We start from the raw sequence: 12,034 nt of genomic DNA, 5'->3' as shown, positions 1-12,034 counted from the left end.
ACAAATTTATTGTAATTCTTACTACGTTCTACTACAATATGATTACTATTCATCGACTGTAAGGAGTGAGATGATATGAGAATAGAGCGTGTTGACGATACAACAGTTAAATTATTTATTACGTATAGCGACATAGAAGCTAGAGGTTTCAAACGTGAAGATTTATGGACTAATCGTAAGCGTGGAGAAGAATTTTTTTGGAATATGATGGAAGAAGTTAATGAGGAAGAAGACTTTGTCGTAGAGGGTCCTTTATGGATTCAAGTTCATGCTTTTGAAAAAGGCGTAGAAGTTACAATTTCTAAATCTAAGAATGAAGATTTAATGAATATGTCTGAAGAAGAAGCTAATGAACAAATGGACTATCAAGTTAGTGATATCTTATCACAAACATTTGATCAAGAAGAGAGTCTAGAAGACCTATTAGAACAAAAAAATGAAGCTCCAAATAATAATAGTAAAAAACAAAACGAGTCTAAACGACAAAATATACGCACAGTTATAGTGAAATTTAACGACTTAGAAGAAGTTATTAGTTATGCTTATCATAACAATATCGGTGTATCTGAGTTTGAAGACTTATTATTTAGTCTTAATAATGAATATTATTATGCAATATACTTTGATAAATCAGTAGACCAAGAAGTTATCAATGATAGTTATAGCCAACTATTAGAATTTGCTTCTCCTACAGATAAATCTGAAGTATATTTAAATGATTATGCTAAGGTAATTATGAGTCATAACGTGACTTCTCAAGTACGTCGTTATTTCCCTGACACAGTACAATAAATTGTTATAAACATGAAGAAGAGCCAAACATTTGGCTCTTTTTTTATTGCCTTTATAAAGAGTAATGTCGTCAATTATCACGTGTAACATTAAGAGGTGATTGTTGTGTTATACGGTAAGACGAAACAAGGCACGATCGAACATGCTGCTAATGCCACGAAATGTTGTAATTATTATTGTCCATTATGTTATCAGAAATTAATACTTAAGCAAGGGAAATATAAAAGGGCGCATTTTGCGCACTTTGAGATTAGTTGTACATATAAGGAAGAGTCGTATGTACATTATCAAGCAAAGTATAGTTTGGGACGAGCTCTTAAAGATTTAGGTATGGCGGTGCAAATTGAACCTTATTTAAAAGTATGTCATCAAATACCTGACATTTTAATAAATAATAAAATCATTTTAGAAATCCAATGTTCACCGATTACAGTAGAGCAGTTACAAACTAGAACAAGTGCCTATAATAAGTTAGGCTATATCGTCATATGGGTTATTGAAGATACATTTAACGGTAAAAGCGTTATATCACTTAATGCATTTCAATCTGCTTGTATCAATCCATATAAATATCAATTATTTTTATGGAATGCTCGAAAACAAGTCTTATATTGTTTTAAAAATATCATCGCTCTTGGAGGTCATAAATTTATTAGTGAGCAAATAGTGGATGGCTTAACTGAAATATGCCACGCTAACAATATAAGGAAAATAACTTATAAATTAAGTAGTACATGTGGAATGAATTTTTTAACTCAATGTAGGAAAAAGCGTTCAGTATTAGAACCGAATCTTAGCATTATGTACAATTTAAAACTGAGCGATCAATGGGTTTGTGAAAACTTGAATTTTATTTTTCCTGAGCAAATCTTCCTAAAAACACATCCCATTAGTTGGCAATTGCAACTATATAAATTGTTGAAACTAAATATATATTCTTACGAAAAATTTAAAAGTACAATCAAATTTAGACAGTTTGCAGAAACGAATATTGACTATAAAACTCAAGTTAATAATCTTGTACGACAATTTAAACATCAGTTTGTTAATTTTAGCAGTAATGACGTGCAAAAATAGCATTGTCATGAGAAAATTAAGATAAATCGATATTAGGAGGTTTACTTTATGAGTCAACAATTAACGAGAGAAGAACAAGAGCGTAAATATCCTGAATACACATGGGATTTAACTACAATATTTGAATCTGATGAAGCTTTTGAAGAAGCTTTTAAAGAAGTAGAATCTTATTTAGGACAAGAAGAACAATTTAAAGGCCACTTGGGAGATAGTGCCGAAACACTTTATCAAGCTTTAGCATTGGAAGATGAAGCAGAAGCTAAACTTGAAAAAGTATACGTATACGCTCATTTAAAACAAGACCAAGATACAGCAAATGATAAATATACAGGATTTGAAGCGAGAGCACATCAATTAATTATTAAATTTAGTTCAAGTTGGAGTTTTTTAGTACCAGAAATTTTACAAATAGATGAGGCTACTATAAGACAATTTATTAGTGAAAATGACAAATTAAAACGTTATGAATTTGATTTACAACTAATCAATGAAAATAGACCGCATGTACTATCTGCCGATAAAGAAAAGATGTTAACTGAAGCACAAGATGCTTTATCAACGCCTGATAATGTTTATGGTATGTTTAGCAATGCCGATTTAGAATTTGAAGACGCCGTAGACAGTGAAGGTAATCGTCATCCACTTACGCAAGGTACATTTATTAAATGTTTAGAGTCAGATGATCGCGTATTAAGAAAATCAGCTTTCGATAATTTTTATAAGCAATATGGTGCATACAACAATACGTTAAGTGCAACATTAGCAGGGGAAGTTAAGAAAAATATTTTTAATGCGCGTACACATAACTTCAAAACTGCACGAGAAGCAGCATTAAGTCGTAATCATATCCCTGAACAAGTGTATGATAATTTAGTAAAAACGGTTCATAAATATTTACCATTATTACATCGTTACACTGAATTACGTAAGGAACTTTTAGGTTTAGATGACATGAAAATGTATGACTTATATACGCCACTTGTGAAAAACGTGAAGTTTGAAATGCCCTATGAAGAGGCTAAACAGTGGATGATTAAAGCACTACAACCTATGGGCGAAACATATATGAATGTAGTCAATGAAGGTCTAAATAATGGCTGGGTGGACGTTTATGAAAATAAAGGTAAACGTTCAGGTGGTTATTCTTCAGGTGGACATTTAACAAATCCATTTATTTTACTTAACTGGTCAGATACAGTTTCAGATTTATACACTTTAGTACATGAATTTGGACATTCTGCACACAGTTATTTCAGTCGTCAAAATCAGCCTTCAAATCTTAGTGATTACACTATATTTGTTGCGGAAGTCGCTTCTACTTGTAACGAAGCGTTATTAAGTGATTATATGGACAAACATTTAGACGATGAACGTCGTTTATTATTGTTAAACCAAGAATTAGAACGTTTTAGAGCTACTTTATTCCGACAAACAATGTTTGCAGAATTTGAACATAAAATTCATGCTATTGAGGAAGCAGGCGAGCCATTAACTGCTAATCGTATGAATGAAGAATATGCAAAATTAAATAAACAATATTTTGGCGATGCAGTTGAAACCGATGAGAATATTAGCAAAGAATGGTCAAGAATTCCTCACTTCTATATGAATTATTATGTGTATCAATATGCAACAGGTTATAGCGCAGCACAAAGTTTAAGCCATCAAATTTTAACAGAAGGGCAACCTGCAGTGGATCGTTATATCAACGAATTCTTGAAAAAAGGTAGCTCAGATTACCCAATAGAAATACTAAAAAATGCTGGGGTAGACATGACAACACCTGAACCAATTGAACAAGCATGTGAGGTGTTTGAACAAAAATTAGACGCTTTTGAAAAACTTATGAAAGCTTAACATGAATGTATTCGTTTACAATTTGACGAGTTTATGACAAATAAAATTTATTGCAGTTTTTAGGTTGAAAAGGGTATATGGGCGTGTTATATTAAGTACATGAAATTAATCACATAACAAACATACCCCTTTGTTTGAAGTGAAAAATTTCTCCCATCCCCTTTGTTTAGCGCCGTGTAATCAGACACGGCGTTTTTTTTATGTATAAATATAAAAAATAGAGCTAATTATTAATATTAATAATTAGCTCTATTTAATTATGCACTTCTACTTTTCACTTTTAGCTTTCCAAAAGCTTCCTTCAGGTGCACTCAATTTTTCGATTTTTTGTTGAATTGCTAACTTTTTCAATTCCTTATTCAATACTTTCTCAGGCCATTCGTATATCGTTAACAATTCTTCCTTAGTAACGAGTTGTTGTTGTTCGATATATGTTTCTAAACTTGGTGGCAATTCTTTTTCTATCGACGTGCCCATAAGTTCATTGATGATATAAGTGTAAATATGGTATGGATATAAACCTTCGACTTTTAATCCTTCTTCATGTACATCTTCATTAAAGAAAACAAGGGAAGGGGCTTCTTCAATATCCATCTCCCTTGCAATATGCAAATCTACTTGTAAACTTTCTTTAATCGATGCGTTATGCAAGTCTTCTTTAAACACGTCTTTATCTAATCCTGCATTACAGATACAATTATTAACCATGGATTCGGTTATTATATCTTTTTTAGGAATAATTTCATTTTGAAGTAAATGAATAAATCGTTCTGCACGAATCCTCCCTTGTAATTCTGCTGCTTTGTATGCTAAAGCAATATTATCTAAATCAGAACTACTTTGCGCTTGGCATTTGGTCAATATGCGTAAAGATGGATTTAATATATGTCGTATGCGGATATATTGTTTGTATTCTAAACGCAATTTAGATAGTATAGCTGAAAGTTTAAAGCATTCTTGACTAAATGGGTCAAAAAATGAATAAATTTCAATTTTGCTTACAGGTGAAAGATTAGCATCTTCACGACTATTCGCTTGTATTAGTCTTAATTCTTGAGTCATGTAATTTCACCTACAATTAATTTTCAGAGTTTACCATGTGATTGGCTGTTAACCGTAAACGTTCATATAAGTAATCACCGACGCCTGCTGGTAGTTGTGCGTTTGTTATTGCTTGGTGCATATTTTCTAACCATGCATCACGTTCGAAGTGTGTAATGGTAAATTCTAAATGGCGTCTTTTAAGCATAGGATGACCATGTTCTTGAGTGTAAAGATTAGGACCTCCGAGAAATTGTGTTAAAAATTGTTTTTGCTTACGACTTGTTTCACTTAAATCTGTTGGGAATAAATGATTTATTCTCGTGTCTTGCGCAACAAGAGAATAAAAGTTATCTATAAGGTCGTATAATGCTTCTGGACCAATTACTTCATAAGGTGTTTGTGTCATTTTTCATCACCATACTCAATTTATATATATAATAATATAACACGAATATTGACATTTGGAAGTAATTCGACTTCTGTACATATAGTAAGGTTAATTAGATATTTGAGACTTACGATCGAAGAAACGTTGTACCTTATTCGCTGGTTGTTCGTAGGCTATGCCAAAGTTTTCCAAAATAGCATTAAATTTTGCTAAGCCTGAATCGTAGTCAACGACTTCAAATTCGAATTCATAGTCTTCAGTGTCTAAATAAGTGCTTTTATCTAAGACGATTAAATCTTGACCATGCGGTGTTTCTAAACGTTCAGTTGTTAAATCACCTAATATAGTTAATGAAGACAAATCAATATTTAATTTTTTGAGTTGAATTTCGATATCATTAGGTAAGTCATCTAAAGTAAGTCGATAGTTCATTTTAGGATTAATCGTCGTATCAAAGTTATACTCAAGTAATCCTACTTCGGCAGGGACTTTTAAAGTCATCTCATTACCACCATCTTTAACTCGAATACGTAATGCACTTTTATGTGACTTTAATTGAAAATCTGGAGTGTCAATATAGTAATTCGTTTGTGTGAAGGGTTCTTTATTTGGAAAATAGTGTTGCGCAAATTGATTATATTGTTGTGCTGATAATAGTTGTTTAAATTCAATTTCATTATTTGTGGCCATTGTTGTCACTCCTTTACTAATATTATGCAAAATTTGCTTTTAATTTAAAAGCAATACTCATTAAAATATGATAATTTTTAATGTCAAAATAGTTGCTAAAAGTTATAATATAGAATGGTCATGTCACGTGTTATGTCGTGGTAAATTATGTTAAACTAAGTAAGAATAAGGAGGAACAAGCATGCGAATTTATGTTAATGAAATTAAGATAACAGAAGATAGTATAAATTGTTATACAGAAGAATCTACAGAAGGGTTAGTAGAAGCAGGTCAAATGCTTGTTGATAGTGATAACTATGCCTTCGCGTATATATTAGATGATGGTCAATCATACTCATATTTAATTTTTGTTCAAGAAACATGGTCAATGATACATGAAAACAAAGATAAGAAAATTATAGTTAATGACGATTTAGAATTAAAAGAATTTAATAATGAACTAACTTACATATTAGATAATATTGAGGGTAATTCAAACTATGGTAAGGAGTTTGTTGCTAAAGTAGAAGAAATATTTGAATTATAGTGAAGCGGAGTGAAGCACGATGAATCAATGGGACCAATTTTTATCTCCATACAAACAAGCCGTAGATGAATTGAAAATTAAGCTTAAGGGGTTACGGAAGCAATATGAAGTAGGAGAAAATGCTTCACCGATAGAATTCGTAACAGGTAGAGTTAAACCTATGACGAGTATTATCGATAAGGCAAACAAACGTAACATTCCTTTTGATCGCTTGCATGAAGAAATGTATGACATCGCAGGTCTTAGAATGATGTGTCAATTTGTTGATGACATTGACATTGTCGTTAATTTATTACGACAAAGAGAAGACTTTAGAGTCATAGAAGAAAGAGACTATATTAGTAATACTAAACAAAGTGGATATCGCTCTTATCACGTCATAATTGAATATCCAATCGAAACATTAGCAGGGAAGAAAAATATTTTAGCTGAAATACAAATTCGTACTTTAGCAATGAATTTTTGGGCAACAATAGAACACACTTTAAGGTATAAATATGATGGAGATTATCCACCAGAAATTCAACATAGACTTGAAAGAGCTGCCGAAGCGGCGTATTTGTTAGATGAAGAAATGTCCGAAATTAAAGAAGAAATACAAGAAGCTCAAAAATATTATTCAAAAAAAAGAGCTAAGAAGCACAATAATGACTAGTGGGGTGTAAGCATGCGTTATACAATTTTGTCTAAAGGGGATTCAAAATCAAACGCTTTAAAGCATAAGATGATTAATCATATGAAAGACTTTCAAATGGTGGAAGATCCTGAAAATCCAGAAATAGTAATTTCTGTTGGTGGCGATGGTACGCTATTACAAGCTTTTCATCAATATAGTCATATGTTATCGCGTTGTGCTTTCGTCGGTGTACACACTGGTCATTTAGGCTTCTATGCCGATTGGTTACCACATGAGGTTGAAAAATTAATTATAGAAATTAATAACTCTCAGTTCCAAGTTATCGAATACCCACTTTTAGAATTAATTGTACGCTATAATAATAATGGTTATGAAACCCGATATTTAGCTTTGAATGAAGCAACCATGAAAACAGAAAATGGTTCTACACTTGTTGTGGACGTTAATATTAGAGGTAAACAATTTGAGCGTTTTAGAGGTGATGGGTTATGTGTGTCCACGCCATCTGGATCTACGGCGTATAATAAAGCATTGGGTGGAGCGTTAATACATCCATCACTAGAAGCAATGCAAATAGCAGAAATTGCGTCAATAAATAATAGAGTCTTCAGAACGGTTGGTTCACCACTTGTCTTACCTAAACACCATACTTGTTTAATCACTCCTGTAAATCATGACACGATTTTAACCACAATTGATCATGTGAGTATTAAACATAAAAATGTCAATGCGATTCAATTTAGAGTAGCAAATGAAAAAGTACGCTTTGCTAGATTTAGACCGTTTCCTTTTTGGAAAAGGGTTCATGATTCATTTATCTCAAGTGGAGACGATGAATAGTGCACTTTGTTTATAACATCCAAGGTGAAGAATCGGTTAAATCCTTTCTGCAACGTCATTCATATTCAAAAACAACAATTAGCGCCATTAAAAATAATGGCGCTTTACTTGTGAATGGTTGTCAAGTCACTGTGCGCGCTATGATGCATAAGGGTGACCAATTAAAGGTACAATTACCTCAAGAGATTCCAAGTGAAAATATCACACCATTTGATGCACCATTAAATATTTTGTTTGAAGATGACTTTTTAATTATTGTAGCGAAACCTGCGCATCAAAATATTGCACCATCTAAAGAACATTTACATGAAAGTTTGTTGGAACAAGTATACGCATATACATGGCAAAATAATGAGGTTGTACCGCATATCGTTACTAGATTAGATAGAAATACTTCAGGTATCGTTATTTTTACTAAACACGGATTTATCCACCATTTAATGTCGCAACTTACAATCGACAAACGTTATTTATGTATTTGTCATGGCAATGTACAAGACAGCAACATTATCGAAGCGCCTATCGCACGTCATCCAGCAAGCATTATTCAACGACAAGTTTCACCTGACGGTAAATATGCTCGCACAAGTTATACTTCATTAAAACAAAAAAATGGGTATAGTTTATGTGAAGTTAAATTAATGACGGGAAGAACGCATCAAATTAGAGTTCATTTCCAACATATTGGGCATTCACTTGTAGGTGATGATTTATACGGTAGTTCACGTAAAGACATTCCTCGACAATTGTTACAGTGCTATCAAGTTGCCTTTGCACATCCTATAACGCATGAGCAAATAAATATAGTTGATAGTGATATGTCGATGATGACAATTTTTGATATGCTATAATTTAAAATAAAGCACGGAGGTGAGACATATGTATAACGAAAATGAGTCAGTAAAATTAGATGATGAAACAGTTTATGATCAAGAATTACTTGATAAATTATTATTAGATAATGAGATAGATGAATTTAGAACTGAATTTTTATCTATGCATACATATGAACAAAGTGAATACTTTGAGGATAGTAACGATGATATAAGGCAACGTATTTTTGAAGTCTTATCTCCTGAAGAAGTAGCAGATTTCTTTGATCAATTAGAAATTGATGAAGAAGAATACGAAGATTTATTTGATACGATGAATGCTACTTATGCTAGTAAAGTATTAGAAGAAATGTCATATGACAACGCAGTAGATATAATGAATCAGTTGTCTAAACAAAAGTTAGTTAGTTTATTAACTTTAATGAATAAAGAAGATGCGAAAGAAATTAAAGCGTTATTACATTATGATGAGGACACTGCCGGTGGTATTATGACCACTGAGTATATTTCTTTAAAGGCAACAATGCCAGTTAAAGAAGCTTTGATTCAAGTAAAAGATCAAGCACCAGATGCGGAAACCATCTATGTTATTTTCGCAGTGAATGACGATAAAAAATTAATAGGGGTATTATCTTTAAGAGATTTAATCATCGCTGAAAATGATGCTTATATTGAAGATATTATGAGCGAACGTGTCATTAGTTCGAATGTTGCAGAGGACCAAGAAGACGTGGCACAAAGAATGAGAGACTATGATTTAATCGCTATGCCAGTGTTAGATTATCAAGATCATTTACTAGGAATTATTACAATCGATGATATTTTAGACGTAATGGACGAAGAAGCTAGTGAAGACTACTCTCGTTTAGCCGGTGTCTCTGACGTCGATGCAACGAATGATTCTGTTTTAAAAACCGCTACTAAGCGTTTACCATGGTTAATTATTCTAACTTTCCTTGGTATGATAACGGCATCCATTTTAGGCTCATTTGAAGATACATTATCTCAAGTAGCACTTTTAGCTGCGTTTATCCCGATTATCAGTGGGATGTCTGGTAACTCTGGTACACAATCACTAGCAGTTTCTGTACGTAATATTTCTACAGGTGAAATTGATGAGAAAAGCAAATTTAAAATTGCATTAAGAGAAGCAGGTAGTGGTCTGTTAAGTGGTTTTGTATGTGCATTAATTTTAGTATTAATTATTATCATTATATATAGACAGCCATTCTTAGCGTTTATCGTCGGTTTGAGTTTAACGATTGCAATGACGGTAGGTACACTAGTTGGTTCAGTTATACCATTGGTAATGAATAAATTAAAAATTGACCCAGCGGTTGCAAGTGGTCCATTTATCACAACGATAAATGATATTGTAAGTATGCTAATCTATTTTGGTTTAGCGACATCATTTATGACTTATTTAACTTAAGGAGGCAACATGGAGTTTTTATCACTCGTTATCGTTGTATTAGCAGCATTTTTTACACCGATTCTTGTAAATAGACTTAGAATTAATTTTATCCCCGTGGTTGTTGCCGAAATCGTCATGGGTATCATTATAGGTCATTCATTTTTAAATTTGGTTGAAAAAGACTCAATGTTAAAAATACTATCAACGTTAGGTTTTATCTTTTTAATGTTTTTAAGTGGTTTAGAAATAGACTTTAAAGCTTTTAAAAAGAAGTCAACTAACACCGATAGTAATGACCCAGACGCACAAAAGATGCCTGGCCATTTCCAATTAGCTATTACGGTATTTGCTTTAATTATGATTGTATCAGTAATTTTAGCGTATTTATTTAAATGGTTTGGTCTTATCGATGATGTATTATTAATGGTTATTATTATTTCTACAATATCGTTAGGTGTTGTCGTGCCAACGTTAAAAGAAATGAATATAATGAGAACGACTATAGGACAATTTATATTATTAGTAGCCGTGTTAGCAGATTTAGTAACGATGATATTATTAACTGCATACGGCGCTATTCATGCTACAGGCAGTGGCTCATTATGGCTAATCGGTATTTTAGTTATATTTGCCATAATATTTTACTTCCTTGGTGGTATATTTAAACGCGCTAAATTTTTACAAAAGTTGATGGACGGTACGACACAAATTGGTATTAGAGCCGTCTTCGCACTTATTATTTTACTAGTTGCACTTGCAGAAGGTGTAGGCGCAGAAAATATTTTAGGGGCGTTTATTGCTGGGGTAATTGTTTCGTTGTTGGGACCTGATGAAGACTTAGTTGATAAACTAGATTCGTTTGGTTACGGTTTCTTTATTCCTATCTTTTTCATTATGGTAGGTGTTGACCTTAATATCCCGTCGTTAATTAAAGAACCATCAATATTAGTTATTATTCCTATCTTACTTATTGCATTTTTAGTATCAAAATTACTTCCGGTATTTTATATTCGACGATGGTTTGATCAGAAAACGACGATTTCTTCGGCATTTCTTTTAACATCGACATTGTCTCTTGTTATTGCTTCAGCTAAAATCGCTGAACAACTACATACGATAACGCCTGAAATATCTGGTATTTTAATTTTAAGTGCAGTAATTGCATGTTTAATTGTGCCGATTATTTTCAAAAAATTGTTCCCAATACCAGATGAAGTAACGAAACGTATCGAAGTGAGCATGATTGGCAAAAATCAATTAACAATACCAATTGCACAAAATCTTGCTTCTAATTTATATCAAGTATCGCTTTATTATAGAACTGATTTAAGTGATCAACGTAAATTGGCAGATGAAATTTCAATGATTGAAATTGCTGATTATGAGCCTGAAATGTTAGATAGACTTGGCTTATTTAAACGAAATATTGTAGTTTGTTCTACAAATGATGATGAAATCAATAAAAAAGTTGCTTTAATGGCTAAGGAGAAAGGTGTTGAGCGTGTAATTTGTCGTTTAGAATCTAGTTCTGAAGATGCTGAATTACATGATCAAGGTATTGAAGTGTTTAGTAGTTATATGAGTAATAAAATTTTACTAAAAGGACTTATTGAGACACCTAACATGCTTAACTTATTAAGTAACGTAGAAACATCATTATATGAAATTGCGATGTTAAATCATCAATACGACCAAATTCAATTACGTAACTTCCCATTCGATGGTGACATTATTTTCGTAAGAATTATTAGAAATAACGAATCTATCGTGCCACATGGTGACACGCAATTACGTTATCGTGATAGATTAATCGTTACAGGTTCGAAAGAATATGTAGACGAATTAAAACGCGAATTAGAATTATATTATTAAAAAGTTTACTATTTGGATGTTTGTTATTAATACAAACATCCAAATTATTTTATCTTTCTTATAA

Annotated in this window: 12 protein-coding genes; 9 read left to right on the top strand and 3 right to left on the bottom strand. The window is 32.2% G+C overall.

Annotated elements, in window-relative coordinates:
* Positions 1–75 precede the first annotated feature (75 nt).
* The 3 genes from mecA to pepF all read left to right on the top strand — a co-directional run bounded on the left by mecA (position 76) and on the right by pepF (position 3,726).
* Positions 76–792, top strand: a complete 717-nt coding sequence (gene mecA, locus C7J89_RS11025; RefSeq protein WP_103296099.1) for an adaptor protein MecA — start codon at positions 76–78, stop codon at positions 790–792.
* A 105-nt stretch (positions 793–897) separates the two neighbouring features.
* Positions 898–1,869 carry a competence protein CoiA gene (locus tag C7J89_RS11020; RefSeq protein ID WP_159031778.1) on the top strand — a complete coding sequence of 324 codons (972 nt, stop codon included), beginning with the start codon at positions 898–900 and terminating at the stop codon, positions 1,867–1,869.
* Between the two features lie 48 nt (positions 1,870–1,917).
* Positions 1,918–3,726, top strand: a complete 1,809-nt coding sequence (pepF, locus tag C7J89_RS11015; protein WP_103296101.1) for an oligoendopeptidase F — start codon at positions 1,918–1,920, stop codon at positions 3,724–3,726.
* Positions 3,727–3,993: 267 nt separating this feature from the next.
* On the opposite strand, the gene yjbH is transcribed toward pepF, so the two are convergent.
* The 3 genes from yjbH to C7J89_RS11000 all read right to left on the bottom strand — a co-directional run bounded on the left by yjbH (position 3,994) and on the right by C7J89_RS11000 (position 5,848).
* Positions 3,994–4,788 (bottom strand): protease adaptor protein YjbH, encoded by a 795-nt coding sequence (gene yjbH, locus C7J89_RS11010; RefSeq protein WP_103296102.1) that lies wholly within the window; start codon positions 4,786–4,788, stop codon positions 3,994–3,996.
* 16 nt (positions 4,789–4,804) lie between these two features.
* Positions 4,805–5,176: a truncated hemoglobin YjbI gene (locus tag C7J89_RS11005; RefSeq protein ID WP_103296103.1), complete on the bottom strand. Its 372-nt coding sequence runs from the start codon at positions 5,174–5,176 to the stop codon at positions 4,805–4,807.
* 90 nt (positions 5,177–5,266) lie between these two features.
* Positions 5,267–5,848 carry a CYTH domain-containing protein gene (locus C7J89_RS11000; RefSeq protein WP_103296104.1) on the bottom strand — a complete coding sequence of 194 codons (582 nt, stop codon included), beginning with the start codon at positions 5,846–5,848 and terminating at the stop codon, positions 5,267–5,269.
* Between the two features lie 181 nt (positions 5,849–6,029).
* Between C7J89_RS11000 and C7J89_RS10995 the strand changes: the two genes are divergently transcribed.
* Genes C7J89_RS10995 through C7J89_RS10970 form a run of 6 tightly spaced genes read left to right on the top strand, consistent with a single transcriptional unit; the run spans position 6,030 to position 11,970 of the window.
* Positions 6,030–6,374: a UPF0738 family protein gene (locus C7J89_RS10995; protein WP_061855099.1), complete on the top strand. Its 345-nt coding sequence runs from the start codon at positions 6,030–6,032 to the stop codon at positions 6,372–6,374.
* A gap of 19 nt (positions 6,375–6,393) precedes the next feature.
* On the top strand, positions 6,394–7,029 hold the full coding sequence (locus C7J89_RS10990; RefSeq protein ID WP_061855098.1) for a GTP diphosphokinase: 636 nt from the start codon (positions 6,394–6,396) through the stop codon (positions 7,027–7,029).
* A 12-nt stretch (positions 7,030–7,041) separates the two neighbouring features.
* Entirely contained in the window at positions 7,042–7,851 is an 810-nt protein-coding gene (locus C7J89_RS10985; protein ID WP_048792721.1) for an NAD kinase, read from the top strand.
* Positions 7,851–8,702, top strand: a complete 852-nt coding sequence (locus C7J89_RS10980) for an RluA family pseudouridine synthase (RefSeq protein WP_061855097.1) — start codon at positions 7,851–7,853, stop codon at positions 8,700–8,702. The genes C7J89_RS10985 and C7J89_RS10980 overlap by 1 nt, the downstream gene beginning before the upstream one ends.
* 28 nt (positions 8,703–8,730) lie before the next feature.
* Entirely contained in the window at positions 8,731–10,116 is a 1,386-nt protein-coding gene (gene mgtE, locus C7J89_RS10975) for a magnesium transporter (protein WP_061855096.1), read from the top strand.
* Positions 10,117–10,125: 9 nt separating this feature from the next.
* Positions 10,126–11,970 carry a monovalent cation:proton antiporter family protein gene (locus tag C7J89_RS10970; RefSeq protein ID WP_061855095.1) on the top strand — a complete coding sequence of 615 codons (1,845 nt, stop codon included), beginning with the start codon at positions 10,126–10,128 and terminating at the stop codon, positions 11,968–11,970.
* The last annotated feature ends 64 nt before the right edge of the window (positions 11,971–12,034 follow it).

The organism is Staphylococcus kloosii, from assembly GCF_003019255.1.
Taxonomy (GTDB): domain Bacteria; phylum Bacillota; class Bacilli; order Staphylococcales; family Staphylococcaceae; genus Staphylococcus; species Staphylococcus kloosii.
Note: the sequence above shows the minus strand (reverse complement) of the source record. Positions and strands in the feature narration are given on the sequence as shown.

Excerpts from the sequence above, each read along its gene's own strand:
- mecA (WP_103296099.1), top strand. The coding sequence starts at position 76 with ATGAGAATAGAGCGTGTTGACGATACAACAGTTAAATTATTTATTACG.
- pepF (WP_103296101.1), top strand. The coding sequence starts at position 1,918 with ATGAGTCAACAATTAACGAGAGAAGAACAAGAGCGTAAATATCCTGAA.
- yjbH (WP_103296102.1), bottom strand. The coding sequence starts at position 4,788 with ATGACTCAAGAATTAAGACTAATACAAGCGAATAGTCGTGAAGATGCT.
- C7J89_RS11005 (WP_103296103.1), bottom strand. The coding sequence starts at position 5,176 with ATGACACAAACACCTTATGAAGTAATTGGTCCAGAAGCATTATACGAC.
- C7J89_RS11000 (WP_103296104.1), bottom strand. The coding sequence starts at position 5,848 with ATGGCCACAAATAATGAAATTGAATTTAAACAACTATTATCAGCACAA.
- C7J89_RS10995 (WP_061855099.1), top strand. The coding sequence starts at position 6,030 with ATGCGAATTTATGTTAATGAAATTAAGATAACAGAAGATAGTATAAAT.
- C7J89_RS10990 (WP_061855098.1), top strand. The coding sequence starts at position 6,394 with ATGAATCAATGGGACCAATTTTTATCTCCATACAAACAAGCCGTAGAT.
- C7J89_RS10985 (WP_048792721.1), top strand. The coding sequence starts at position 7,042 with ATGCGTTATACAATTTTGTCTAAAGGGGATTCAAAATCAAACGCTTTA.
- mgtE (WP_061855096.1), top strand. The coding sequence starts at position 8,731 with ATGTATAACGAAAATGAGTCAGTAAAATTAGATGATGAAACAGTTTAT.
- C7J89_RS10970 (WP_061855095.1), top strand. The coding sequence starts at position 10,126 with ATGGAGTTTTTATCACTCGTTATCGTTGTATTAGCAGCATTTTTTACA.